Raw genomic sequence first — 23,331 nt, 5'->3', positions numbered from 1 at the left:
TGGTTCACGCACAGGTTGGAATGCGCGCCGTACGACAGGCCGACCGACGCCGAGGCGCGGCTGATTTCTTCCATCGCAATCATGTGCGCCAGGTAGCCCATGTTGGCGCCGCCGTATTCCTCGGCCACGGTGATGCCCAGCACGCCCAGGTCGCCCATCTTCTTCCAGGCGTCCATCGGGAACTGGTCGGTGCGGTCGATCTCGCCGGCGCGCGGGGCCAGCTCGGCCTGGGCCCAGTCGCGCACGGAGTTGCGCAGCATCTCGATGTCTTCGCCCAGATCGAATTTCAGGCCTGGCAGTTCGGTCATGATGGTCTCCTGTTTGGAATCGGTATGTGTGTCGGGTTCCGGATGGATGGCCGGAGCCGTCAGTTCAGACGTGGCCCAGTGTCTTGACCACGCACAGCGTCATCAGCATGGTGGCCACCTGCTTGCGGCGGCTGTCCTGCTCGACATAGACATCGCCCTGTGCCACGATCAGCGTGCGCCCGGGCTTGAGGACCCGCCCCACCGCCACCAGGCGTTCGCCCTGGGCGGGAGACAGCAGGTTGATCTTGTACTCGGCGGTCAGGCCCGCCTCATCTTCGCCCACCATCGTCAGCGCGGCGTAGCCGCAGGCGCTGTCTGCCAGCGCACCCACCACGCCGCCGTGGAAGAAGCCGTGCTGCTGGGTCACGCCGTCGGACCACGGCATGGCCAGCTCGACCTCGCCGCGGTCCACCCGCCGCAGGGTCGCGCCAAAGGTGGTCATCAGCCCCTGGCGGGAAAAGCTGGTGGCGATAGCGTCGGCGCGCGCGGCGGACAGCGATCCTGGTTCAGCGGGTACGGCACTGGCGTTGGATGACGTCATGGCGGAGTTCCGGTGTGAGAACGTTGGGTCGCCGGCAGCAACAGGCTGCGCGCGCTGTCGGGGTATTCTATTGACGTTTACGTAAACGTCAATCCCATCCGGCACGGATGCCGGTGGAAGTGCCGCTTCAGGCGACCGAGGTCCGGGCCGGCGCATCGCCGTCTTCCGTGGCCGGTTGCTGCTTGCCGGTCTGCGCGGCCAGCAAAGCCCTGCACTGGCGCTCATGCTGGTCGATCTCGGCCAGTTGCGCCTGCAGGTCTTCCATCTGCCGCTCAAGCGTGCGCCGGTGCGCCGCGAGCGAGTGCAGGAAGCGCTCCAGCTGCGGGGCTGTGTCGCGTGGTGACTCGTAGAGGTCAAGGATCTCGCGGATCTCATTGAGAGTAAGCCCCAACCTCTTGCCGCGCAGTGTCAGCTTCAGCCGGGTCCGTTCACGGCCGTTGTAGACCCGCTTGCGCCCGCCCGGCCCTTCGCGCTCCGGCGACAGCAGACCCTGGTCCTCGTAGAAACGGATGGCCCGGGGCGTGATGTCGAATTCACGCGCAAGGTCGGTGATGGTGTAGGTGGCGGAAGCCGCCGCTGGCGTCGCTGACATAGCCTGCCCAAAGAAAGTGAACGGTCGTTCGTTGTGAAGTCAAGTTTTCGCTTAAGATGGAAACGAACCCGTATGATTGACGTTTACGTTAGCGTCAACCAGATCGGCTGGCAACCGGTGCTTGCACGCCCTGCTCAATGCTTGGCGTGCCGGCAGAACGAGAAAGCCCGCGCCCCCGCGCCAGGCTTCGACCACGAGACTCCTCATGAACGCACTCGAACACCAGCTCCAATACCCGTTCGGCGACACCATGCCCGAGCCCGGCTCCAAGCAGGAAGTCGCCCCCGGCGTCTACTGGCTGCGCATGCCGCTGCCGTTCGCGCTCGACCATATCAACCTGTGGCTGCTGCGCGACCGCCTGGACGGCCGCGACGGCTGGACCATCATCGACTGCGGCATCACCAACGACATCATCAAGGGCCACTGGGAAACCATCTTCGCCAATGAGCTGGAAGGACTGCCGGTGGTGCGCGTGCTGGTGACGCACAGCCACCCCGACCACGTCGGCCTGGCGCACTGGCTGTGCAAGCGCTTCGGCGTGCGGCTGTGGATGAGCCTGGGCGACTACATGAGCGCGCGCGTGATGGGCAGCGGCACCGGTGCCGGCTCCAGCGCGGGCGGCGACGCCGCCGCCGCGCACTTCGCGCTGCACGGCCTGACCGATGCCGACAGCCAGGAAAAGCTGCGCGCGCGCAAGACCTACTACCCGTCGCTGGTGCCGGAGCTGCCGGCGCAGTACCGCCGCATGATGGAGGGCGACACGGTGCGGATCGGCACCGATGCGGCGACCTCGGCCTGGCGCGTGATCACCGGCTTCGGCCATTCGCCCGAGCATGTGGCACTGTACAACACCGCCACCAATGTGCTGATCTCCGGCGACATGGTGCTGCCGCGCATCTCGACCAATGTCAGCGTGTTCGACATGGAGCCCGAAGGCAATTCGCTGCAGCTCTACCTGGATTCGCTCGGCAAGTACGAACCGCTGCCGCAGGACGTGCTGATCCTGCCCTCGCATGGCCGCCCCTTCCGCAACCTGCATACCCGCATCATGCAGCTGCGCGAGCACCATGCCGACCGCCTCGCCGAAACGCTCGAAGCCTGCGGCGAGAAGGCCTGCAGCGCGCACGACATCGTCAGCGTGATCTTCAAGCGCCAGTTCGACATCCACCAGATGACCTTCGCCATGGGCGAGTCGCTGGCCCACCTGCACTGCCTGTGGCACCGCGGCGAACTGGTGCGGGAAACCGGCGACGACGGCGTGATCCGCTTCCGCGCGGCCTGACTGGCCTAGTTGGCGGCCGCCAGTGCCGCCAGGTAGCGCACCCCGTCGATGGCGCGGCTGCCGTACCAGGACAGCATCTCGCCGTCGACCAGCAGCACCGGCTTGCCAAGCTGGCGCTCGAGCGCGTCGGCGTGGTCTTCGGTGAAGCGGTAGGGCTCGGTCGACAGCAGCACCAGGTCGAGCTCGCGCACCAGCGCGTCGCTCCAGCGGAAGGTGGGATAGCGATCGCCAGGCGCGTTGGGGCGGCTGCAGTCGCCGCCCGCGCAGGCCTGCAATGCGGCACTGCCCTCGGGCCAGGTGTGCCAGTTGGCCAATGCCAGCATGCGGCTGATATAGGTATCGCGCGACACCGTCATCCACGGGTCCTGCCAGATCGCATACAGCACGCGGCGAGCCGGCCACGCGCGCACGCGGATGGCATCGAGCTGCACCTGCAGCGCCGTGCACAGCGCCTCGGCCTCGGCGTGGCAGCCGAAGATCCCGCCCAGCAGCTGGTACAGCCCCAGGTTGTCTTCCGGCGCGCACGGATGGGTGACGATCACATTGGGCACGAATGCGCGGATTTCGTCCACGGTCTCGCGCCGGTTCTCATCGATATTGACCACCACGTGCGTGGGTGCCAGCTCGCGCAGCCGCGCCACGTTCACGTCCTTGGTGCCGCCGACCTTGGGCACCGCGCGCACGGCCGGTTCCGGGTGGATGCAGAAGCCGGTGCGTGCCACCATCTGCCGGGCCATCCCGAGCGCGAACAGCAACTCAGTCACCGACGGCACCAGCGACGCGATCCGCACCACCCCGCTGGCGGCGGCATGCTGCTGGCCGATGGCGTCGCGCCACATGGTCAGGGCTCCTGCGGCGGGTCGGCGCGCCGCGGCTTGCGCGGGGCGCCCGCGGCCAGCGCATCGTAGAGCCAGCGCGGCATCACGTGCAGCAGCGCCGCCACCACGCCCATCGGCCACGGAATCACGCGGAAGCGCCGTCCTGCCGCGATTACCCGCACGGCCTTGCGCGCGAACACGTCGGCATCGGTCAGGAACGGCATGCGGTACGGGTTGTGCGCGGTCATCGGCGTGCGGATATAGCCGGGCGCGATCGTGACCACGCGGATGCCGTGCGCGCGCTGCTCCAGCCGCAGGCTTTCCAGCAGCTTGATCACCGCCGACTTGGACGCGCTGTAGGCGCCCGCGCCCGGCAGCCCGCGCACGCCGGCGACACTGGCAATGCCCACCAGCGTGCCGCGGCGCCCGAAGTGGCCGGGCTCGCGCTCCTGCATCGCATGCATGAACGGCTGGAAGGTGGTCAGCACGCCGAACCAGTTGGTATCCATCACCTGGCGGAAGGCGTCGAGGTCCTCGCGCTCGCTGGCGACGGTGCCGACCGAGACCCCGGCATTGGCGATCACCACGTCCGGGCAGCCGAAATGGCCGAGGAAGTCTCCAGCGGCACGCGCCATGGCGTCGGCATCGCGCACATCGGCGCCGTAGACGCGCACCGCGCCCGGGTTGGGCAGCGTGGCGACAAACTCGCGCAGCGCGTCCTCGCGGCGCGCCACCAGCCCGAGGATGGCGCCTTGCGACGCGTATTCGCGCGCGAGAGCCTGGCCCAGGCCGCTGGAGGCGCCGGTGAGGAAGACTTTGAGGGGACGCATGAAGGCAGGGTTGCAGTCTGAAAAAAAACGGCTGGTACAGGATACCAGCCGTTTGGCTTGCTACTGGTGTTGGATAACCCTCGGCTTGCGAAGGTCGCCAGCAGATTACATCTTCTTCGCCTTAACCTGATCCACCAGGTAATCCATGGTCTGGATCGCGCCCTGCTTGTTGCCGGCAATCGACGGCGAGGTCACGTACTTGCCCTGCACCACCACGGTCGGCACGCCGTCGATCTTGTAGGCGTCGGCGATCTTGTTGGCGCGCTGCGAGTTGGTGGTCACCGTGAACGAGTTGTAGGCATCCAGGAAGGCCTTGCGGTCCACGCCGTTCTTGGCCATGAAGTCGGCGATCTCGTTGGGGTCCGTCATGCGCTTGCGGTCCACGTGGATGGCGTTGAAGACCTTGTTGTGCATGGCGTCGAGCTTGCCGATGGCTTCCAGCGCATAGAAGATCTTGGTGTGCGGCAGCAGGTCGTCACGGAACGCGACCGGCACGCGCTTGAAGACCACGTTGCCGCCCTGCTTCCTGACCCAGGCTTCCAGGTCCGGCTCGAAATCGTAGCAGTGCGGGCAGCCGTACCAGAAGAACTCGGTCACCTCAATCTTGCCCGCGGCGACCGGTTGGGCCGCCTTCAGGACCTGGTATTCCTTGCCCTCGGCGGGCGCCGCCCGGGACGGGGCGGACATCAGCAGGCCGCCCACGGCGGCGAACATGGCGAACAGTGCGGCGAGTTTTTTCATCTTGGTGCGGCCTTGCGGTTGGACGATGAGCGTATGACAGCGGCGGCGGCGTCCGGTTCAGCGAAACGCCGGCTGCTTCTGGTGACAACGTGTTGCGGCGGTTACCGGCGATTACTGCCAGTGCCGCCGGACACGACCGGAATAACGCCTGACCCTGCGGTCCGGCTTACTGCTTGGTGAAGCGGATCACCGAGGCCTCGAAGCCGGACGACTGCAGCCGGTCGCGTGCCTTGTTCATGTCTTCGATGCGGTTGAACGGCCCCAGGCGCACCCGGTACATCTTGACGCCGTTGACATCGCGCTCGGTGATCCGGGCTTCGAAGCCCTGCATCGCCAGGTTGGCCTTCTGGCGGTCGGCGTCGTCCGACGAGCGGAACGCGCCCACCTGCAGCAGGTAGCCCACCTTGTTGGCATCGGCCTGGGCGATCTCGGCGATCGGGTCGGCCACCGGCTTCTCGGCCGGCTTGCTGGCGACAGGCTTGTCAGCCGGCTTCTCCACGGGCTTTTCCACCGGCTTCTCGGCCGGACGGGCGACGGCCACCGGGGGTTGCTGGCCGTTCTGGCCATGCTGGCCGTTCTGCTTCGGTTCCGGCTCGGGCGCCTGGCCTACCGGCTTGGCCGGGGTCTTGCTCCACAGCGGCTTGTTGGGGTCGCTCGGGCCCTCGTCGGCGCGCTGGGCCGGCGGCGGCAGCTGGCTGGTGACATTGCCCGGCTCGCTCGGGCGCGGGGCATTCTTCTGCTGGAACGGGGTCGGCGACTTGGTGATGTACAGGGCGACCACCACGGCGATGGCCAGCCCGACGATCAGCCCGAGCACCAGGCCCAGGAACGTACCGCCGCGTTGCTGGTTGCGGCGGACATGGCGCGACTCGCGCTTGCGTTGCTGTTGCATGAAGTCCTCTTCGGTGATGCCGGGATTATAGGGCCAGCGCCGCCAACGGCAGCACTGGCATCGTCCTCGGGGCCGGACAGCCCCGTACCCCCGCGCGGGGGGCGCCGGACGCCTGCTTACATCCGGCGCGGGGCGGACACGCCGATCACCGCCAGGCCATTGCGCAGCACCTGGCGCGTGGCCGCCAGCAGCGCCAGCCGGGCGCGCTTGACGGCCTCGTCGTCAACCAGCACGCGGTCGGCGTTGTAGAAGGCGTGGAAGTCGCCGGCCAGGTCGCGCAGGTAGAAGGCGACCGCATGCGGCGCCAGCTCGGCGGCGGCGCCCGACAGCATATCCGGGAACTCGGCCAGACGGCGGCCCAGCGCCTGCGCCTGGGCGCTGGCTTCGGGTCCGGTCACGGCTGACAGGTCGGCGCCGGCCAGCTCGGCCAGGCGGGCTTCCCAGTCCGCGCCGCCCCACGACTCGAAGATCGAGCAGATGCGGGCGTGGGCGTACTGCACGTAGTACACCGGGTTCTCGTCGTTCTGCTTGAGCGCCAGGTCGACATCGAAAACGAACTCGGTATCGGCCTTGCGCGACAGCAGGAAGAAGCGCACCGCGTCGCGGCCGCGGGTGAAGTGCTGCGGCCAGTCGGCCACGCCGGTATCCAGGCAGCCGCGGATGGTCTCGTCGCCGCCGTTGGACCATTCGATCAGGTCGCGCACGGTGACATAGGAGCCGGCGCGCTTGGAGATCTTGACCTCCTCGCCGTTCTTCATCACGGTGACCATCTTGTGCAGCACGTAGTCGGGATAGCCCTGCGGGATGCCCATGTCCAGGCCTTGCAGGCCGGCGCGCACGCGCGCGATGGTGCCGTGGTGGTCGCTGCCCTGCACGTTGATGACCTTGGTGAAGCCGCGCTCCCACTTGGTGGTGTGGTAGGCGACGTCCGGCACGAAGTACGTATAGGTGCCGTCGCTCTTCTTCATCACGCGGTCCTTGTCGTCGCCGTCGTCGGTGGTGCGCAGCCACAGCGCGCCCTCGCTCTCGTAGGTCTTGCCCTTGCCGACCAGCGACTGCACCGCGGCTTCGACACGGCCATCGCTGTACAGCGACGACTCCAGGTAATAGCGGTCGAACTTGACGCCGAAGGCCTGCAGGTCGATGTCCTGCTCGTTGCGCAGGTAGGTGACGGCAAACTTGCGGATCGAGTCGATGTCCTCGACGTTGCCCGACGCGGTCACGGGCTCGCCGTCAGAAGCGCTGACGGTCTTGCCGGCCAGGAAGTCGGCGGCGATGTCGGCGATGTAGTCGCCGTTGTAGGCGGCCTCGGGCCAGCTGGCGTCGCCGGGCTTGAGGCCGCGCGCGCGCGCCTGCACCGACAGCGCCAGGGTCTGGATCTGCACGCCGGCGTCGTTGTAGTAGAACTCGCGGTGCACGTGCCAGCCCTGCCACGACAGCAGGTTGGCCAGCGCGTCGCCCAGTGCCGCCTGGCGGCCATGGCCGACGTGCAGCGGGCCGGTCGGGTTGGCCGAGACGAACTCCACCAGCACCTGGCCGTGCACGCCGCGCTTGCGCGCGCCGTAGTGGTCGCCCTCGGCCAGCACCGCGCGCAGCACGTCGGCCTTGGCGGCCGGGGTCAGGCGCAGGTTGATGAAGCCGGGGCCGGCAATCTCCATGGCCTGGACCAGGCCCTGCGCGCGCGTGTCGGCCTGCACGGCATCGACGATGCGCTGGGCCAGCTCGCGCGGATTGCTCTTGAGCGCGCGCGCGACCTGCATGGCGACGTTGCAGGCAAGGTCGCCGTGGGCGGCCACCTTGGGCCGCTCGAAGGTGACGGCGGGCAGGGTGGCATCGGCCGGGGCGAGCGCGCGCACCGCATCAGTGAACGCGGCGGCAAGATTGGAGGTCTGAACAGGCAGCATGGATGTCGGAAGCCCTGTGGGCAAGGTATTCAGGCACCGCCTTGGGCGGCGCCGTCGCCCGGAAGGCGGCAAGTGACGGCAAAGGAACAGTGAGCGCCGCGCCGCGCCGCGTGACAGGCATTGGAATCGGGAACGCCGAATTTTATCAGGTGCTATGCTGACATCATGCGCGAGGATGGCCCCGGGCCACAATCCGGGCCCAAAATCAGCGAGACTTCCCGCCCGCGGGAACGCCCCCCGCCTCTCCGTGAAAGGAAAACACATCATGCTGATCACCTTCAAATCCCACGCCGCGCAGGACCTGATCATGATGAAGGATCTGGCGATGACGCTGCTGGGCATCATCGGCAAGCGCCTCGGGGAACGAGGGGTGATCACCGTGGAAGAGCTTCCAACCGCGATCCACAAGCTGGAAGCCGCGGTCGCCGATGCCAAGGCCCATCCCGCCAGCTCGGCCGTCGAAGCGGACACCGGCAACGACGAAGACGAGGAAGAACCGCTGCACCTGGGCCAGCGCGCCTACCCGTTCCTGGACATGCTGCGTGCCTCCCAGCGTGAGGGGGCCAATGTGATGTGGGGGGTGTGACGGGAACAGACACCCGCTTGCGTGCGGCACGATCGCCGCGCGCCTAAAAAAGCGCCCGGCACCGCAGTGGGCTGCCGGGCTTCCGGACGAGGATTCCGGAAAGGGGGATTCCCTTGCAGGACCCGCCCGGCGTGCCGGACGGGTCCCGGTATCGGTCTGGTGGCTGGGGGGCGGGCCTAATCCTCCTCTGAATGGCGCCGGCCATTGGCCAGCAGCAGCCCGATCAGCGCCCCCACGGCCGCCGCGATCGCCACCGCCTTCAGCGGCGACTCGGCCACGCGGTGCTGGGCGTGTTCTACCGCACCATCCATGCGCTCGCGGGCGCGCATCATGCCGTCGGTGGTCTGGGCGCGCAGCCGATGGGCCATGTCGGTGGCCCGCTCGCGCAGGCGCTGCCCGGCGCGCATGCTCTCGGCAGAGCCCTCGCGCGCCAGCACTTCGATGGTGTGCTCCAGCTGGGCGATCAGCGCCTTGACCTCGCCGGATACCGGCGCTGCCGCATCGCGCGTGTCGCGCGCGGCATGCCTGATATGGCGGATGGCACTGTCGGCACTGTCGGACAGGTGGTTCAGTTCCTTCCTGACTTTCGGGTTCTGCGTCAGCATACGGTCTCCTCAGTTTCGGTCGGCGGTGGGGAAAGACGGCTCGCGGCCGGTGTCATCGCCCCCTGCGGACCAGGCCCATCACCGCGGCGACCAGCGCCACGACCAGGAAGATGAAGAACAGGATCTTGGCGATTTCCACGGCGCCGGCGGCAATTCCGCCGAAGCCGAAGATCGCGGCGATCAGGGCGATGACGAAAAATACGAGTGCATATTGCAGCATGGCTAGGCTCCCGAAGCAATCGGACCACGCCAGGCGCACTGGCTGGGCCCATGTGAGGGCTTGCGCCAAGGGGTGCAAGCTCATAGCCTCATCGTAGAAAGCCAGCCCGCGCACCAATACTGACAGCGAGCCGATTCCGCTGTCAGCCGAGTCCTACACGCACCCGGACGACGCCCGCGCGGGCCCGGCTTCAAGGTTGACCCATGGCGATCGATGTGATTCCATGGGCGCTCCCTGGCGCTGCGGCGGGCGAGCGGCGCGCCTTCACTAAACAGGAATTGCCCATGTTCAAGCAGTCCTTTCTCCCCCACACGCTGCTGCTGGCGGGCGGCATCCTGCTGACGCTGGCGGTGCTGGTGGCGTCGGAAACCGGCAATATCCGCCTGCGCGAAAGCTATACCGACGTGATCCGCTCGCAGCGCGTGCAGACCGAGCTGGCCGCGCTCAACGGCGAGCTGGTCAATGCCGAGGCCGGCCAGCGCGGCTTCCTGCTGACCGGCAAGGAAAGCTACCTTGAGCCGTACTACAAGGCCCTGCCGCGCATCGCCGAACTGATGGCGCAGATCCGCGCCGGCTATGCCAACGATCCCGAAGGCCTGAAGCAGTTCAGCGACACCTCCAAGCTGATCAACAGCAAGCTCAACGAGATGGCGCTGACGCTGGTTTACGGCAAGCGCGACCTGGAAGTGGCGCTGGACCTGATCCGCACCGACTACGGCAAAGAGACCATGGACAATGCGCGCCGCGGCCTGGACCAGCTGCAGGCGCGCGAGGCCGGCGCGGTCTCGCACCGGCTGGAAGGCGCCGAGAACGACGTGCAGCTGTCGCGCTACGGCATCGGCCTGCTTACCGCCATCAACATCACCCTGATGATGGCGGTGGGCGTGGGCCACGCCAAGCGCCTGTCGATGGCTGAGGCGGTGCGCACCCAGCTGGAAGAGGAAGGCGTGCGGCTGGACCGCAAGGTGCGCGCACGCACGCGCCAGCTGTCGGCACTGGCCGCCCACCTGCAGCGCGTGACCGAGGACGAGAAGACACGCCTGGCGCGCGAGCTGCACGATGAACTGGGCGCCATCCTGACCGCGATCAAGCTGGATCTGCACTGGGTGCGCCGCAAGGTGCAGGAGGACCATCCGGTGGCGGCCGAGCGGCTGACGCGCGTGATGCTGCACGTGGACCAGGGCATCCAGATCAAGCGCCGCCTGATCGAAGACCTGCGCCCCACGGTGCTGCTGAACCTGGGCCTGCGCGCGGCGGTCTGCCAGCTGGTCGAGGAAGTGGGCGCGCGCAATGACTGGGAGACCGATGTCAGCGTGCCCGAGGACCTGCCTCCACTGCGCGACGAGGCCGCGATCGCGCTATACCGGATCGTGCAGGAATCGCTGACCAATGCCAGCAAGTACTCTGAAGCCAGGCACATCGATGTCAGCCTGGCCTGCCAGGACAACCTGCTGACGCTGACCGTGCGCGACGACGGCAAGGGCCTGCCGGCGGACTTCGACGCCGGCAGCACCGCCGGCCACCACGGGCTGCTGGGCATGGAGCAGCGCGTTACCGCGCTGGGCGGCAGCATGCAGATCGATTCCTCGACGCAGGCGGGCGTGCGCATCCGCATCGAGGTGCCGCTGACGGAAGCGGTGCTGGCACCGGCGGAGGCGCCGGAAAATCAGGAGCCGGCGCGCGCCTGACGCGCACCGGCAGGCAGGGAATGATGAGGGAACGAGGGGCTGGCCCGGCTCAGGGCGCCGGCGCCGCGTGCTCCTCGATCACGCGGAACACCTGCTCGAGCTCGAGCGACTTGTCGAAGAAGTAGTCCGCGCCGGCCTCGGCGCACTGGCGGCGGTACATGCTGACCTGGGCGTGGTTGGTGTAGACGATGCGCACCGCGCCGGTGCCGATGCGCTGCATCGCGCGCAGCACATTGATGCCGTTGCCCTGGCGCAGCTGCAGGTCCACGATGACCACATCGTACTTGCCGGCGGCGAGCAGCCGCAGGGCCATGGCTTCGGTATCGGCCCAGTCCACGTTCTCGATGAACGGGAAATCCTTCAGGTATTCGAGCAGCATGCCTCGCAGGACCGCCGAGTCTTCAATCAGCAGTATGCTCAGCGCCCGGTAGGAAGTGTTCGAAGCCTGCTCCGACATGTTATGTATTGCTGGTCCTCGTCCGGTGCGGCCCATCGTGGGCTGTTATTCGACCAGGCCGTTCTTGATGGCGTAATAGGTCAGGTCAGCGTTGGTCTTCATGCCCATTTTCTCGAGAATGCGCGAACGATAGGTACTGACGGTCTTGACGCTGAGAAACAGTTCGTCGGCAATCACCGACACCGACTGCCCCCGCGACAGCTTGCAGAAGATCTGGAACTCGCGCTCCGACAGCATCTGGTGCACCGGCTGCTCGGTCGGCTTGTCGAGCCCGCCGATCAGCAGGTCGGCCACGGTGGCGCTCACGTAGCGGCGGCCCTGGGCCACCGTGCGGATGGCCTTGACCAGGTCGTCCGGGGCGCTTTCCTTGGTCAGGTAGCCAGAAGCGCCGGCACGGATCAGGTTGATCGCGTACTGGTCTTCCGGGTAGGTCGACAGGATCAGGACCGGCAATTCGGGCTTGCGCTGACGGATCAGCTTGAGCACGTCGATGCCGTTGCGGTCGGGCATCGAGATGTCCAGGACCAGCACGTCGAACTCGGCATCGCGCAACTGCGCCATGACCTGGTCGCCGCTTCCGGCCTCGCCTGTCACCTGGATGTCGGGCTCTTCGGAAAGGAACTGGCGCAGCCCGGCACGCACAATCTCGTGATCGTCAGCGATCAGGATGCGGATCATGTGGGCTCCACTGGGTTGAACAGACCGGCACATGCCCGGTGCAGTCGGGTGCAGGCGGAACCGCCTGCGTTGATGTCATTGTAGTGCCGGGCGCGGGCGCGGGCTGTCGGTGTCAGGCTGACATTAGGCGGGGCCAGCGCCCACTAGGCACACTGATCGCGCACAAACGCAAAGCGGGACGGATGCGATCCGTCCCGCTTTGCTGCGGCGCGTCAGGGCTGAAACACCCTGGAGGGCCCTGGCGCCGCCGGCGCCGGTAAAAGGCCGGGCTAGTAGCTGGTTGCCAGTGACTGTGGACTAGCGCGCCAGGTTACTGCGCCTTGGCACCCGCTGCGGCACCGGCGCTCACATCCACGCTCGCGTCGGCCTTCGACTTCTTGCCCGACTTGGTGGCGTGCTTGCCGTGCTTGGCCTTGGTGCCGGCGTCTGCCGCGGCGCCGCCGGTGGCGTCGGCAGCAGTGCCGACACTCTTGTCGACCGCAGCGCCGGCGGTCGACAGACCCTTGTCAGCCGCCGAACCTGCTGCCGACAGGCCCTTGCTGGTCGCCGCGCCCGCAGTCGACAGACCCTTTTCGGCTGCGCCTGCGGCACCCGTGGCAGCGCTGCCGGCAGTGTTCAGGCCGCCCTGCGCTGCAGCGGCGGGAGAGGGTGTGGTCACCGATGCGCCGACATCGGCCTTCGTGCCAACGGAAACGCCGGTGCCTTGGGCCATGGCCAGCGAGGAAGCGGCAGCGATCGACAGAGCGGAGAGGGAGAGCAGCAGTTTCTTCATGGACAGACTCCTTTCAGGATGCCCCGCGGCGAAACATTCGCCGCGGTGATCACGCTGGTGATTGCGTGTATCGAGCCCTCAGTCTAGGGAGCCGGACTGCTCCGGTCTGTGAGGAGTTGAAAGGCTCTGTAAGGAGTTGTGAGGCGCCTGGCACGCCGCTCCGGCACGGCTTTGCCGGCCGCCTGCGGCGGTTTTCCCTGTTGCATCAACGGGCTGGCGGCGGGGCGATGCAGCCGCCCCTGCCGCCCTGCCGTCGCACCCGGTTACAGGTTGGGCGCCAGCGCGCGCTCCAGCGTGGCGCGGTCCTCGTGGCGGCGCGCCGCCATGTCGTCGAGCTGGTCCTGGCCGATCTTGCCGATGGAGAAGTAGGTCGACTGCGGATGCGCCAGGTAGAAGCCGCTCACCGATGCGGCCGGCGTCATCGCCAGCGACTCGGTGATGCCCATGCCGATCTCGGCCGCGTCGAGGAACTCGAACATCGGGCCCTTGACGGTGTGCTCCGGGCACGCCGGGTAGCCAGGCGCCGGGCGGATGCCGCGGTACGACTCGGCGATCAGCTGCTCGTTGCTGAGCTGCTCGCCGGCGTCATAACCCCACAAGTCCTTGCGCACGCGTTCGTGCAGGCACTCGGCAAAGCCTTCGGCGAAGCGGTCGGCCAGTGCCTTGAGCATGATCGCGCTGTAGTCGTCATGGTCGGCTTCGAACTGGGCTTCCTTCTTCTCCACGCCCAGGCCCGCGGTGACCGCGAACAGGCCGACGTAGTCGGCGATGCCGCTGTCCTTGGGCGCGACAAAATCCGCCAGGCAACGGTTGGGGCGGCGCACGCCATCGACCACCGGGCGCTCGCTCTGCTGGCGCAGGTTGTGCCAGGTCAGCGCGACCTTGCTGCGGGTCTCGTCGGTGTAGATCTCGATATCGTCGTCGTTGACGGTGTTGGCCGGCAGCAGCGCGATCACGCCGTTGGCGGTCAGCCAGCGTCCCTGGATCAGGCGCGACAGCATGGCCTTGCCGTCCGAGAACACCTTGCGTGCCGACTCGCCGACGATCTCGTCGTTGAGGATGTCGGGGAATTTGCCGGCCAGGTCCCAGGTCTGGAAGAACGGGCCCCAGTCGATGTAGTTGGCCAGTTCCGCCAGGTCGTAGTTGCGGAACACGCGCCGGCCGATGAACTTGGGCTTCGGCGGCACGTAGCTGCTCCAGTCGATCGGGGTCTTGTTGGCGCGCGCCTGCGCCAGTGTCACCATCGGCGTGGCCTTCTTGTTGGCGTGCTGGGTGCGGATGCGGTCGTAGTCGGTCTTCAGCTCGTCCAGGTACTTGGCCGCGCCTTCATCCGACAGCAGGCTCGAGGCCACGCTCACCGAGCGCGAGGCGTCCGGCACGTACACCACCGGGCCTTCGTAATTGGGCGCGATCTTGACCGCGGTATGCACGCGCGACGTAGTGGCGCCGCCGATCAGCAGCGGGATCTTCTTCACGCGGAAGTAGTCGTCGCGCTGCATTTCCGAGGCCACGTAGGCCATCTCTTCGAGCGACGGCGTGATCAGGCCCGACAGCCCGACGATGTCCGCGCCCTCGACCTTGGCGCGGGCCAGGATCTCGTTGCACGGGACCATCACACCCATGTTGACCACTTCGAAGTTATTGCACTGGAGCACCACCGACACGATGTTCTTGCCGATGTCGTGCACGTCGCCCTTCACCGTCGCGATCACGATCTTGCCGCGCGCCTTGACGTCGCCGCCGGCCTCGGCCAGCAGGCGCTTCTCTTCCTCGATGTAGGGCAGCAGGTGCGCCACCGCCTGCTTCATCACGCGCGCGCTCTTGACCACCTGCGGCAGGAACATCTTGCCCGCGCCGAACAGGTCGCCGACGATGTTCATGCCGTCCATCAGCGGGCCTTCGATCACCTCGATCGGGCGGCCGCCGCGCGCCTCGACCTGCTGGCGGACCTCTTCGGTGTCTTCGACGATGAAGGTGGTGATGCCATGCACCAGTGCATGCGCCAGGCGCTCGCCCACCGGCACCGGCTGCTCGGGCGTGCCGCGCCAGGCCAGGTTCTCTTCCTTCTTCGCGCCGCCGCCCTTGAAGCGGTCCGCGATCTCCAGCAGGCGGTCGGTGGAATCTTCGCGGCGGTTCAGGACCACGTCTTCCACGCGCTCGCGCAGCTCGGGATCGAGCTGGTCATACACGCCGAGCTGGCCGGCGTTGACGATGCCCATGTCCATGCCCGCGCCGATGGCGTGGTACAGGAACACGGTGTGGATCGCCTCGCGCACCGTGTCGTTGCCGCGGAACGAGAACGACACGTTGGACACGCCGCCGCTGACCTTGGCGTACGGCAGGTTCTGCTTGATCCAGCGCGTGGCCTCGATGAAGTCCACCGCGTAGTTGTTGTGCTCCTCGATGCCGGTCGCGACCGCGAAGATGTTCGGGTCGAAGATGATGTCTTCCGGCGGGAAGCCAACGTCATTGACCAGGATGTCGTAGCTGCGCTTGCAGATCTCGGTCTTGCGCTCGAAGGTGTCGGCCTGGCCTTTCTCGTCGAAGGCCATCACCACCGAGGCGGCGCCATAGCGGCGGATCAGCGCGGCGTGGTGGCGGAACTGTTCCTCGCCCTCCTTGAGCGAGATCGAGTTGACCACGGGCTTGCCCTGCACGCACTGCAGGCCGGCCTCGATTACTTCCCACTTGGACGAGTCGATCATGATCGGCACGCGTGCAATGTCCGGCTCCGAGGCGATCAGGTTCAGGAAGCGAACCATGGCGGCCTTCGAGTCCAGCATGGCCTCGTCCATGTTGATGTCGATGATCTGCGCGCCATTCTCGACCTGCTGGCGGGCCACCGCCAGCGCCTCGTCGAACTGGCCGTTCAGGATCATGCGCGCGAAGGCCTTGGAGCCGGTCACGTTGGTGCGCTCGCCGACGTTGACGAACAACGTGTCGTCGTCGATGGTGAAGGGCTCGAGGCCGGACAGGCGCATCGGGCGCGGGGGCAGTTGCTTGTCGGTCATGTTGTCGGGCTCCGGGCTCAGGCAGCGTCGCGGTACTGGCCGGGCCAGGTGCGGGGGGTCTTGTTGGCCACGCGCTGGGCGATCGCGGCAATATGCTCGGGCGTGGTGCCGCAGCAGCCGCCCACCAGGTTCACCAGCCCGGAGGCGGCGAACTCTTCCACCAGCGACGAGGTGACCTCGGGCGTTTCGTCAAAGCCCGTGTCGCTCATCGGGTTCGGCAAACCCGCGTTCGGGTAGCACGACACCGCCGCGTCGCAGATCTTGGCCAGCTCGGCGATATACGGGCGCATCAGCGTGGCGCCCAGCGCGCAGTTCAGCCCGAACGTGATCGGGCGGGCGTGGCGCAGGCTGTTCCAGAACGCTTCCACGGTCTGGCCCGACAGGATCCGGCCCGAAGCATCGGTCACCGTGCCGGAGATCATCACCGGCAGGCGCTCGCCGGTGTCCTCGAACAGCTGGTCGATGGCGAACAGCGCCGCCTTGGCGTTAAGCGTGTCGAAGATGGTCTCGACCAGGAACACGTCGGCGCCGCCTTCCAGCAGGCCCTTGCCCTGTTCGTAGTAGGAATCGCGCAGCTCTTCGAAGGTCACGTTGCGCGCGCCCGGGTCGTTCACGTCGGGCGAGATGCTGGCGGTCTTGGGCGTCGGGCCGAAGGCGCCGGCGACAAAGCGCGGCTTCTCCGGCGTGCTGTACTTGTCGCAGGCGGCGCGCGCCAGGCGCGCGGCCTCGACGTTCATCTCGTACGCCAGGTCCGCCATCTTGTAGTCTTCCTGCGCCACGCCGGTGGCACCGAAGGTATTGGTCTCGATCAGGTCGGCGCCGGCGGCCAGGTACTGCTCATGGATCTCGCTGATGACCTGCGGGCGCGTCAGCAGCAGCAGCTCGTTGTTGCCCTTGACGTCCACCTTGTGTTCCGCGAAGCGCGCGCCGCGGTAGTCCGCCTCGGTCAGCTTGTAGCGCTGGATCATGGTGCCCATGGCGCCATCCAGGATCAGAATGCGTTCTTGCAGCAGCCGGGGCAACTCGGCAGCCCGGGTGTAGGGGCGCGGCGCGGCCGCGGTGGATTCAGGGGCACTCATGGCGGGGACTCTGGAAAGGCGGGCCTGCGGCGTATCCATGGCTGGATCGGCGCCGGGCCGCTGCTGTGGCCTATGCTGGCCAAAGAGGGACGATTTTATCAGGTGTATCAAGGCCTTGCGGCTGCCCGCGATGACCCACGGTTGCCTGTCCGGCCCGCTGGCGCCTACACTGAGAGACGTAACCGTCACCGCCCCGGGGTCGCTTCGCGCTGCCCCCTTCCCTGCCCGCCATGCAACATCTCTCCCCCGCCGACGCCCAGGACCTGCTGGCGCAATCGCCCGAGACGCTCTTTATCGACTGCCGCAGCGAGATGGAATACCTGTTCGTCGGTCATCCGAAGGGCGCGCACAACGTACCCTGGAACGATGGCCCGGACTGGGAGGTCAACCCGCATTTCGTGCAGATGGTGAAGAAACTGGCGGGCCAGGCATCGGCGCGGCCGGTGCTGCTGATCTGCCGCAGCGGCAACCGCTCGTCGGCGGCGGCGCGGGCACTGGAGGGCGCGGGCTTCTCCAACGTCCAGTTCGTGCTGCACGGCTTCGAGGGCGACCTCGATGCGCAGCGCCACCGCAATACGGTCAACGGCTGGCGCCATGACGGGCTGCCGTGGGAACAGTACTGAGCGCGGCCCGCAGCGCCCGCCACCAACAAAAAAGCCCGCCGAAGCGGGCGTGATCGTTCCAGGCAAAGCCGCTCAGTGCATCACCAGCGGGTGCATCATGACGTTGTCGAACTTGCCGAGAAAATCGTCGACTTCCTCCACGGATGGCTCGCTTTCAATCAGGCGTTTGACATCGGCGCGGAAGCTCTCGGCCAGATGGCCGCCGAGGAAGATTTCGCGCTTCAGGTTCTTGTCGACGATTTCATAGCCACCAAACTCAAGCGGCGCCTGATCGACATCCGCACCAAACTCCACGATGCAGTAGTTGTCGCTGTTGTAGATCATTTGCATGGCACACCTCCTGGGCGTCATGGATGGGCGGCATGCCCTTGTGGTTCTTGCCTCAGTTGATGCCTTGAGGGGGCGCCGCGGCTTTACCTCCAAACTTGGGGTGACCGGCGGGAAATCAAGTTATTGGTGCGGGTCACCTCGTTGCCACGATTTTCTGCCTTACATGAATTGGGCATCGGCCAATGCAACAAGTTTCTTGAGCCTTCCACATCAGTGTGTTGCTTGTCACGGAACGTCGCACTGCCCCCCGCATGCGGCATTCCCGAGAAAGGCGTCCAGCGCGGCGTGGAAGCGCTCGGGCTGCTCCACGTGCACCAGGTGCGCCGCTTGCGGCACGACCTCGAGCCTGGCTCCGGGAATCGCCGCGGCGATGCTCTGCGCCATCGCCACGGTTGCGCCCTGGTCCTGCTCGCCCGCTACTACCAGCGTAGGACAATGAATGCGGGAAAGCGCGCCGGCAAGGTCAAAAGCCATGATTGCCCCGGCCACACCCACGTATCCACGTACCGGCGTGGCCACCAGACTGTCGCGAATGCGCGACACCTGGTCGCGATGCGCCTCATGGAAGGCCGGCGTCAGCCAGCGCCCGAGGGTGGCATCGGCCATCCCGGCCATGCCATGGGCCTCGGCCTGGCCGATGCGGTTGTGCCACATCGGGTGCGCCTCCATCGGGGTCTGGCTGTTGGTGGCCACCAGCGCCAGCGACAACAGCCGCTCGGGATGGCGCAGCCCCATGGTCTGCCCGATCATGCCGCCCACGGAAATCCCGCAGAAATGCGCCTGGGGGATCTGCAGCGCGTCCATCACCGCGACCACGTCGTCGGCCAGCCGCGTCATGGTGTAGGGCCCGAGCGGGGCGTCGCTGGCGCCGTGGCCGCGCATGTCAGGGCGCACCACGCGATAGCGGCCCGCCAGGTGCTGCGCAGTGGCGTCCCACAGCGTGTGGTCGGCAGCCAGGGCGTGGGCCAGTATCACCCAGGGCCCGTCCGCCCCGTCCACGCGCACGTGCAGGTCGGCGCCTTCGGCGTGGATGCGGTGGGTTTCGGCTGGTGGCGTGGCAACGGTCATGGCTGGGCTCCTTTCGGTTGGATAATGCGTCGGGAGGCGCGCGCCGCGGTCCTACTACCCTTCCCTGCCGCGGTACACGAGGTCGATCTGGGTGCCGTCGGGCTCGGTCTGGCGCAGGCGCACCGGCATCCAGCCGAGCGACTGCGCCAGCCACAGTTCGACGCGGCGCCGGTCATTGGCACGGCGCTGCAGCCTCACAAAGTGCTTTGCTCGTATCACGCCGTTGCCGGTGTCGATCTCGTCCTCTCCAACATACTGCACTTGCATGGGTTCCACATCCCGCGTGTCGGCCACGAGGAACGCTTCCGTCACTCCGGGGGTGGCATATCGCTGGGGATTGCCGCGCACCAGCCCCACCAGCTGCAGGAATACGCTGAAGCGGTCCTGCGCGCCGGGCGGGAACGGCGCCTGCGTGCCCGAGGCAAATACCGCGGTGCCGGCCGCGGCATCGAACCGCGAGGTCTCGGTCTTGTTGCGGCGGCGCTCTTCGTAGCGTTCCGGCAACAGTCCCTGCACCGCCATCGCGCCGCCGCTCTGGAAGGCAAAGCGGAACCACAGCACGCGGGTTTCGACCGCCAGCCGGTAGCGGCTGCCGTCCTGCTCCCAGCGGATCAGGCCGTCGGGGTTCTGCACGCCGTTGACGAAGCTGGCGTAGTGCATCGTCGCCGACGGCGGCGGGTCGTAGCGCACGCCATCGACGCCGCCCTGCGGCCCGCCGGACGGCGCGGCAGCGGCGGCAGGCCTGGCCGCGCTGCCCTCGCCGCCACTGCCCGACGCCATCTCGGTCGCGCCCTGCGGGCTGGTGGCGAGCGGGGGAGCGGGGGCTTCCTGCGGCGCGGGTTCCGGGGCCGGCGCGGCCGCCCTGGGCTGCGGGCGCGGGCGCGGCACCGGCCGCGGCGCGGGTGGGGCTGGCGGCCTGGGCGGCGGCAGCAGCACCGCTTCCAGCGTGGGCGTGTTGCTGACATCCACCGGGATCAGCGGCCCCGGCATGCGCACGAAGCCCACCACGGCCAGCACGTGGACCAGCAGCACCAGGGCGATCACGATGATCCAGCGCCGCCGGCGCCAGACGCGGGGATCCGCGCCGGGCCGGGCGTGGAGATCAGGATTGGCCGGTTTCTCCGGCCGGGGTGGCTGCACCAAGGTAGCCAAGTTCCGATGAGAGCTGTTGGGCGATGTCGCGGATGCGACGATCCATCGTACCGCCCCATTCTGCATCGAATATGCTCTGCGCGCCCAGTACGATCAGCCCCATGGCCAGGTGGCCGTTGGCATTGAACACCGGCATCGAGAACGCATTGATGCCCGGCAGCACGCCGCCGAGCGTGCGCGCCGCGCCATGCGCGCGCACCTCGGCGCAGATCGCGTCGTATTCGGCCAGCGAGCGCGGCATGTCGGGCAAGCCGTCATTGCCGCGAGCGCCCAGCTCGCGTTCGATCAGCGGCAGGGTCTGCTTGCGCGGCAGGTAGGCGCCGTACAGGCGCCCGGTGGCGGAGTTCAGCATCGGCATCACATCGCCCAGGCGCAGGCTGACGGTGACGGGATGGCTGGATTCCTCCCAGTGCACCACGGTGGGACCGTGGTTGCCCCACACGGCAATGCCGGCGGTCAGGTCCAGTTCGTCGCGCAGCTGCGACAGGATCGGGCGCGCCTTCTTGACCGGATCGAGGCGGTTCAGCCCGGCCAGGCCCAGCTGCAGCGCGAACGGGCCCAGGTCATAGCGCCCGCTGACGGGGTCCTGCGCCACCGCGCCCAGCCGCATGAAGCTGACCAGGTAGCGATGGGCCTTGGCCGGGTTCATGTCGGCGGCGGCGGCCAGGTCGCGCAGCATCATCGCGCGCGGCGACACCGCCAGCGCCTGCAGCAGCCTGAAGCCCACCTCGATGGACTGGATGCCGGAACGCAGCTTGGTGTCTTCTTCTTCGGTCTCTGACATGCGGCGGATGGTTTGCTCCCCGGGGGGCGGGGGAAATTCGTAGGTAAATTTACTATAGCGAAATCGATTTACCAATTTTTAAGCCATCGGTAGACTTTCTTCGCAACAGACCTGGCCGGCGACATGCCTCTCGTGCAAGCCCGCCCGAACCGGGCCCCTTTTTAACACGGAGACAACCGATGCGCCCCCTTGGCCACTTCCGCCCCGCCCTCGCCGCATTGACGGCCGGTACCCTGTTTGCTGCCCTGTTTACCGCCAGCGCCCCCGCGCGCGCCGATGACTGGCCGTCGCAGCCGATCCGCTGGGTCGTGCCCTATCCCGCCGGCGGCGGCACCGACGTGGTGGCGCGCACCGTGGCGCAGGCCATCACCCCGGGGCTGGGCAAGCAGGTGGTGATCGACAACCGCCCGGGCGCGGCCACCATCGTCGGCGCCGATGCCGTGGCGCATGCCAAGCCCGACGGCTACACCGTGCTGACCGCCGACACCGCCACGCTGGCCGCCAATCCGTCGCTGTACAAGAAGCTGCCGTACAACCCGGACAAGGACTTCGTCTACATCGGCCAGCTTGCGCGCTTCCCGCTGGTGCTGGTGGCCAATCCCAACTTCCCGGCGCGCACGCTCAAGGAAGTGGTCGCGTACGCGCAGAAGAACCCGGGCAAGGTCAATTTCGCCTCGCCGGGCGCGGGCAGCCCGCACCACCTGGCGATGGAACTGTTCATGGACCAGACCCGGGTCAAGATGACGCACGTGCCCTACAAGGGCGCGGCGCCGGCGGTGCAGGACCTGCTCGCGGGCCAGGTCGACCTGATGTTCCTGGACCTGGCCTCGGGCCAGCAGAACGTGCAGGCGGGCAAGCTTCGCGCGCTCGGCGTGGCCACGCCCAAGCGCCTTACCGTGCTGCCCGGCGTGCCGACCGTGGCCGAGGGCGGCGTGGCCGGCTTCGAGGCCTACGCCTGGCAAGGCATGGTGGCGCCGGCCGGCACGCCCAAGGCCGTGGTCACGCGCCTGAATGCCGAGCTGGTCAAGGCGCTGAAGACGCCCGAGGTGCAGAAGAAGCTGGAAGGCGTGGGCGTGGAGGCGGTCTACAGCACGCCCGAGGAATTCGCCAGCTACGCGCGCGCCGAGGGCGAGCGCTGGGGCAAGCTGATCAAGGCCAAGGGCATCACCGTCGACTGACTGGCGCGCGGGCAGGCCACGGTAGACTAGCGGCCAACGCGCCTGCGATGCAGGCGCCCCTGATCCCTACCCCATCGCACCCATGAAACTCGCAACCCTGAAGGACGGTTCGCGCGACGGCCAGCTGGTGGTCGTGTCGCGCGACCTGAAGCAAGCCCACTACGCCACCGACATCGCCGGCAAGCTGCAGACCGTGCTGGACGACTGGAATTTCTACGCGCCCCAGCTGCAGGACCTGTACGACGCGCTCAACGCCGGCCGCGCACGCCACCCGTTCGCGTTCGCCCCCAGGGACTGCATGGCACCGCTGCCGCGCGCCTACCAGTGGGCCGACGGCTCGGCCTATGTCAACCATGTGGAGCTAGTGCGCAAGGCGCGCGGCGCCGAGATGCCAGCCGAGTTCTGGACCGACCCGCTGATGTACCAGGGCGGCTCGGACGACTTCGTCGGGCCGCAGGACGATATCGTCTGCGCCAGCGAGGCCTTCGGCATCGACTTCGAGGCCGAGGTGGCCGTGATCACCGGCGACGTGAGGATGGGCGCCACGCCCGAGCAGGCCGGCGACGCCATCCGCCTGGTGATGCTGGCCAACGATGTCTCGCTGCGCAACCTGATCCCGGCCGAACTGGGCAAGGGCTTCGGCTTCTTCCAGAGCAAGCCCGCCACGGCGTTCTCGCCGGTGGCGGTGACGCCCGACGAACTCGGCGAAGCCTGGCGCGAGCGCAAGGTGCATCTGCCGATGACCGTGCACTGGAACAGCAAGAAGGTGGGCCAGCCCGACTGCGGCACCGACATGGTGTTCGACTTCGGCCAGCTGATCGCGCATATCTGCAAGACCCGCAACGTGCGCGCCGGCAGCATCGTGGGCTCGGGCACGATCTCCAACGTTGATCGCAAGAAGGGCTACTGCTGCATTGCCGAGAAGCGCATGCTGGAAACCATCGATGAAGGCAAGCCCGTGACCGAGTTCATGAAGTTCGGCGACGCGGTCAAGATCGAGATGTTCGACGCGCAGGGCCATTCGGTATTCGGCGCGATCGACCAGCTGGTGGCAGCGGCCTGACGCAGGTGGGGGCCGCGGGCTGCGGCGGCAAGCCGGATGCGCATATAATTAACCGACCGATCGGTTGGCAAATAACGATGCATGCGGCGCGCCGCTAACCCCTTCCTCTCAGGCCCCCAATGACTACCC

General features: G+C 67.4%; 25 protein-coding genes. 6 read left to right on the top strand and 19 right to left on the bottom strand.

The genetic code is table 11. The features are described from left to right. The 3 genes from AC3WQZ_RS32380 to AC3WQZ_RS32370 all read right to left on the bottom strand — a co-directional run. The coding region (locus AC3WQZ_RS32380; protein ID WP_492301938.1) for an acyl-CoA dehydrogenase family protein at positions 1 to 308 on the bottom strand (308 nt) is incomplete at its 3' end. A gap of 64 nt (positions 309 to 372) precedes the next feature. Beyond that, a complete protein-coding gene (locus AC3WQZ_RS32375; RefSeq protein WP_010812873.1) occupies positions 373 to 849 on the bottom strand; it encodes a PaaI family thioesterase in 477 nt (158 codons plus the stop codon). Positions 850 to 976: 127 nt separating this feature from the next. Beyond that, positions 977 to 1,441, bottom strand: coding sequence for a MerR family transcriptional regulator (locus AC3WQZ_RS32370; RefSeq protein WP_011614379.1), 465 nt, complete (start codon positions 1,439 to 1,441; stop codon positions 977 to 979). 205 nt (positions 1,442 to 1,646) lie between these two features. On the opposite strand from AC3WQZ_RS32370, the gene AC3WQZ_RS32365 reads away from it, so the two are divergent. Continuing rightward, positions 1,647 to 2,723, top strand: a complete 1,077-nt coding sequence (locus AC3WQZ_RS32365; protein ID WP_492301937.1) for an MBL fold metallo-hydrolase — start codon at positions 1,647 to 1,649, stop codon at positions 2,721 to 2,723. Positions 2,724 to 2,728: 5 nt separating this feature from the next. On the opposite strand, the gene AC3WQZ_RS32360 is transcribed toward AC3WQZ_RS32365, so the two are convergent. The 5 genes from AC3WQZ_RS32360 to argS form a co-directional block, all read right to left on the bottom strand. After that, positions 2,729 to 3,562, bottom strand: coding sequence for a helical backbone metal receptor (locus tag AC3WQZ_RS32360; RefSeq protein WP_010812876.1), 834 nt, complete (start codon positions 3,560 to 3,562; stop codon positions 2,729 to 2,731). 2 nt (positions 3,563 to 3,564) lie between these two features. After that, complete coding sequence (locus AC3WQZ_RS32355; RefSeq protein WP_011614377.1) at positions 3,565 to 4,371, bottom strand: SDR family oxidoreductase; 807 nt, start codon at positions 4,369 to 4,371, stop codon at positions 3,565 to 3,567. A gap of 105 nt (positions 4,372 to 4,476) precedes the next feature. After that, complete coding sequence (locus AC3WQZ_RS32350) at positions 4,477 to 5,112, bottom strand: thiol:disulfide interchange protein DsbA/DsbL (protein ID WP_011614376.1); 636 nt, start codon at positions 5,110 to 5,112, stop codon at positions 4,477 to 4,479. A gap of 166 nt (positions 5,113 to 5,278) precedes the next feature. Further along, entirely contained in the window at positions 5,279 to 6,004 is a 726-nt protein-coding gene (locus tag AC3WQZ_RS32345) for an SPOR domain-containing protein (protein ID WP_492301936.1), read from the bottom strand. Between the two features lie 116 nt (positions 6,005 to 6,120). Next, the gene (gene argS / locus AC3WQZ_RS32340) at positions 6,121 to 7,908 is read right to left on the bottom strand and encodes an arginine--tRNA ligase (protein ID WP_058697481.1); all 1,788 of its coding nucleotides are present in this window, start codon (positions 7,906 to 7,908) and stop codon (positions 6,121 to 6,123) included. Positions 7,909 to 8,173: 265 nt separating this feature from the next. Between argS and AC3WQZ_RS32335 the strand changes: the two genes are divergently transcribed. Then, entirely contained in the window at positions 8,174 to 8,494 is a 321-nt protein-coding gene (locus AC3WQZ_RS32335; protein ID WP_010812881.1) for a DUF1840 domain-containing protein, read from the top strand. Positions 8,495 to 8,670: 176 nt separating this feature from the next. Here the strand turns inward: AC3WQZ_RS32335 and AC3WQZ_RS32330 are convergent, their stop codons facing one another. Then, positions 8,671 to 9,099 (bottom strand): DUF883 family protein, encoded by a 429-nt coding sequence (locus tag AC3WQZ_RS32330; protein WP_010812882.1) that lies wholly within the window; start codon positions 9,097 to 9,099, stop codon positions 8,671 to 8,673. A gap of 52 nt (positions 9,100 to 9,151) precedes the next feature. Then, the gene (locus AC3WQZ_RS32325) at positions 9,152 to 9,319 is read right to left on the bottom strand and encodes a DUF1328 domain-containing protein (RefSeq protein WP_010812883.1); all 168 of its coding nucleotides are present in this window, start codon (positions 9,317 to 9,319) and stop codon (positions 9,152 to 9,154) included. Between the two features lie 284 nt (positions 9,320 to 9,603). On the opposite strand from AC3WQZ_RS32325, the gene AC3WQZ_RS32320 reads away from it, so the two are divergent. Further along, positions 9,604 to 11,007, top strand: coding sequence for a sensor histidine kinase (locus AC3WQZ_RS32320; protein ID WP_010812884.1), 1,404 nt, complete (start codon positions 9,604 to 9,606; stop codon positions 11,005 to 11,007). A 49-nt stretch (positions 11,008 to 11,056) separates the two neighbouring features. On the opposite strand, the gene AC3WQZ_RS32315 is transcribed toward AC3WQZ_RS32320, so the two are convergent. From AC3WQZ_RS32315 to AC3WQZ_RS32295, 5 genes are all read right to left on the bottom strand, one after another. After that, complete coding sequence (locus tag AC3WQZ_RS32315) at positions 11,057 to 11,464, bottom strand: response regulator (protein WP_010812885.1); 408 nt, start codon at positions 11,462 to 11,464, stop codon at positions 11,057 to 11,059. A gap of 45 nt (positions 11,465 to 11,509) precedes the next feature. Then, positions 11,510 to 12,142, bottom strand: coding sequence for a response regulator (locus tag AC3WQZ_RS32310; RefSeq protein WP_010812886.1), 633 nt, complete (start codon positions 12,140 to 12,142; stop codon positions 11,510 to 11,512). A 310-nt stretch (positions 12,143 to 12,452) separates the two neighbouring features. Then, positions 12,453 to 12,914: a hypothetical protein gene (locus tag AC3WQZ_RS32305; RefSeq protein WP_010812887.1), complete on the bottom strand. Its 462-nt coding sequence runs from the start codon at positions 12,912 to 12,914 to the stop codon at positions 12,453 to 12,455. A gap of 263 nt (positions 12,915 to 13,177) precedes the next feature. Further along, positions 13,178 to 15,925 (bottom strand): methionine synthase, encoded by a 2,748-nt coding sequence (metH, locus tag AC3WQZ_RS32300; RefSeq protein WP_010812888.1) that lies wholly within the window; start codon positions 15,923 to 15,925, stop codon positions 13,178 to 13,180. Between the two features lie 17 nt (positions 15,926 to 15,942). Continuing rightward, positions 15,943 to 17,004 (bottom strand): homocysteine S-methyltransferase family protein, encoded by a 1,062-nt coding sequence (locus tag AC3WQZ_RS32295; protein ID WP_010812889.1) that lies wholly within the window; start codon positions 17,002 to 17,004, stop codon positions 15,943 to 15,945. Positions 17,005 to 17,234: 230 nt separating this feature from the next. Here AC3WQZ_RS32295 and AC3WQZ_RS32290 point away from each other — a divergent pair, with 230 nt between their 5' ends. Next, positions 17,235 to 17,627, top strand: a complete 393-nt coding sequence (locus tag AC3WQZ_RS32290; protein WP_010812890.1) for a rhodanese-like domain-containing protein — start codon at positions 17,235 to 17,237, stop codon at positions 17,625 to 17,627. A 72-nt stretch (positions 17,628 to 17,699) separates the two neighbouring features. Here the strand turns inward: AC3WQZ_RS32290 and AC3WQZ_RS32285 are convergent, their stop codons facing one another. The 4 genes from AC3WQZ_RS32285 to AC3WQZ_RS32270 all read right to left on the bottom strand — a co-directional run bounded on the left by AC3WQZ_RS32285 (position 17,700) and on the right by AC3WQZ_RS32270 (position 20,961). Then, a complete protein-coding gene (locus AC3WQZ_RS32285; protein WP_010812891.1) occupies positions 17,700 to 17,957 on the bottom strand; it encodes a BTH_I0359 family protein in 258 nt (85 codons plus the stop codon). Positions 17,958 to 18,182: 225 nt separating this feature from the next. Continuing rightward, positions 18,183 to 19,025: an alpha/beta fold hydrolase gene (locus tag AC3WQZ_RS32280; protein ID WP_439671157.1), complete on the bottom strand. Its 843-nt coding sequence runs from the start codon at positions 19,023 to 19,025 to the stop codon at positions 18,183 to 18,185. A gap of 54 nt (positions 19,026 to 19,079) precedes the next feature. Beyond that, positions 19,080 to 20,168, bottom strand: a complete 1,089-nt coding sequence (locus tag AC3WQZ_RS32275; protein WP_492301934.1) for a DUF3108 domain-containing protein — start codon at positions 20,166 to 20,168, stop codon at positions 19,080 to 19,082. Continuing rightward, on the bottom strand, positions 20,128 to 20,961 hold the full coding sequence (locus tag AC3WQZ_RS32270; protein WP_010811511.1) for an IclR family transcriptional regulator: 834 nt from the start codon (positions 20,959 to 20,961) through the stop codon (positions 20,128 to 20,130). The genes AC3WQZ_RS32275 and AC3WQZ_RS32270 overlap by 41 nt, the downstream gene beginning before the upstream one ends. A gap of 179 nt (positions 20,962 to 21,140) precedes the next feature. Here AC3WQZ_RS32270 and AC3WQZ_RS32265 point away from each other — a divergent pair, with 179 nt between their 5' ends. Beyond that, positions 21,141 to 22,139, top strand: a complete 999-nt coding sequence (locus AC3WQZ_RS32265; RefSeq protein ID WP_011614371.1) for a Bug family tripartite tricarboxylate transporter substrate binding protein — start codon at positions 21,141 to 21,143, stop codon at positions 22,137 to 22,139. 82 nt (positions 22,140 to 22,221) lie between these two features. Further along, entirely contained in the window at positions 22,222 to 23,202 is a 981-nt protein-coding gene (locus AC3WQZ_RS32260) for a fumarylacetoacetate hydrolase family protein (RefSeq protein ID WP_010811509.1), read from the top strand. The last annotated feature ends 129 nt before the right edge of the window (positions 23,203 to 23,331 follow it).

The organism is Cupriavidus sp. FW305-26 (genome assembly GCF_058787975.1).
This window is presented reverse-complemented; position numbering and strand designations above follow the sequence as displayed.

Excerpts from the sequence above, each read along its gene's own strand:
- AC3WQZ_RS32375 (WP_010812873.1), bottom strand. The coding sequence starts at position 849 with ATGACGTCATCCAACGCCAGTGCCGTACCCGCTGAACCAGGATCGCTG.
- AC3WQZ_RS32370 (WP_011614379.1), bottom strand. The coding sequence starts at position 1,441 with ATGTCAGCGACGCCAGCGGCGGCTTCCGCCACCTACACCATCACCGAC.
- AC3WQZ_RS32365 (WP_492301937.1), top strand. The coding sequence starts at position 1,647 with ATGAACGCACTCGAACACCAGCTCCAATACCCGTTCGGCGACACCATG.
- AC3WQZ_RS32360 (WP_010812876.1), bottom strand. The coding sequence starts at position 3,562 with ATGTGGCGCGACGCCATCGGCCAGCAGCATGCCGCCGCCAGCGGGGTG.
- AC3WQZ_RS32355 (WP_011614377.1), bottom strand. The coding sequence starts at position 4,371 with ATGCGTCCCCTCAAAGTCTTCCTCACCGGCGCCTCCAGCGGCCTGGGC.
- AC3WQZ_RS32350 (WP_011614376.1), bottom strand. The coding sequence starts at position 5,112 with ATGAAAAAACTCGCCGCACTGTTCGCCATGTTCGCCGCCGTGGGCGGC.
- AC3WQZ_RS32345 (WP_492301936.1), bottom strand. The coding sequence starts at position 6,004 with ATGCAACAGCAACGCAAGCGCGAGTCGCGCCATGTCCGCCGCAACCAG.
- argS (WP_058697481.1), bottom strand. The coding sequence starts at position 7,908 with ATGCTGCCTGTTCAGACCTCCAATCTTGCCGCCGCGTTCACTGATGCG.
- AC3WQZ_RS32335 (WP_010812881.1), top strand. The coding sequence starts at position 8,174 with ATGCTGATCACCTTCAAATCCCACGCCGCGCAGGACCTGATCATGATG.
- AC3WQZ_RS32330 (WP_010812882.1), bottom strand. The coding sequence starts at position 9,099 with ATGCTGACGCAGAACCCGAAAGTCAGGAAGGAACTGAACCACCTGTCC.
- AC3WQZ_RS32325 (WP_010812883.1), bottom strand. The coding sequence starts at position 9,319 with ATGCTGCAATATGCACTCGTATTTTTCGTCATCGCCCTGATCGCCGCG.
- AC3WQZ_RS32320 (WP_010812884.1), top strand. The coding sequence starts at position 9,604 with ATGTTCAAGCAGTCCTTTCTCCCCCACACGCTGCTGCTGGCGGGCGGC.
- AC3WQZ_RS32315 (WP_010812885.1), bottom strand. The coding sequence starts at position 11,464 with ATGTCGGAGCAGGCTTCGAACACTTCCTACCGGGCGCTGAGCATACTG.
- AC3WQZ_RS32310 (WP_010812886.1), bottom strand. The coding sequence starts at position 12,142 with ATGATCCGCATCCTGATCGCTGACGATCACGAGATTGTGCGTGCCGGG.
- AC3WQZ_RS32305 (WP_010812887.1), bottom strand. The coding sequence starts at position 12,914 with ATGAAGAAACTGCTGCTCTCCCTCTCCGCTCTGTCGATCGCTGCCGCT.
- metH (WP_010812888.1), bottom strand. The coding sequence starts at position 15,925 with ATGACCGACAAGCAACTGCCCCCGCGCCCGATGCGCCTGTCCGGCCTC.
- AC3WQZ_RS32295 (WP_010812889.1), bottom strand. The coding sequence starts at position 17,004 with ATGAGTGCCCCTGAATCCACCGCGGCCGCGCCGCGCCCCTACACCCGG.
- AC3WQZ_RS32290 (WP_010812890.1), top strand. The coding sequence starts at position 17,235 with ATGCAACATCTCTCCCCCGCCGACGCCCAGGACCTGCTGGCGCAATCG.
- AC3WQZ_RS32285 (WP_010812891.1), bottom strand. The coding sequence starts at position 17,957 with ATGCAAATGATCTACAACAGCGACAACTACTGCATCGTGGAGTTTGGT.
- AC3WQZ_RS32280 (WP_439671157.1), bottom strand. The coding sequence starts at position 19,025 with ATGACCGTTGCCACGCCACCAGCCGAAACCCACCGCATCCACGCCGAA.
- AC3WQZ_RS32270 (WP_010811511.1), bottom strand. The coding sequence starts at position 20,961 with ATGTCAGAGACCGAAGAAGAAGACACCAAGCTGCGTTCCGGCATCCAG.
- AC3WQZ_RS32265 (WP_011614371.1), top strand. The coding sequence starts at position 21,141 with ATGCGCCCCCTTGGCCACTTCCGCCCCGCCCTCGCCGCATTGACGGCC.
- AC3WQZ_RS32260 (WP_010811509.1), top strand. The coding sequence starts at position 22,222 with ATGAAACTCGCAACCCTGAAGGACGGTTCGCGCGACGGCCAGCTGGTG.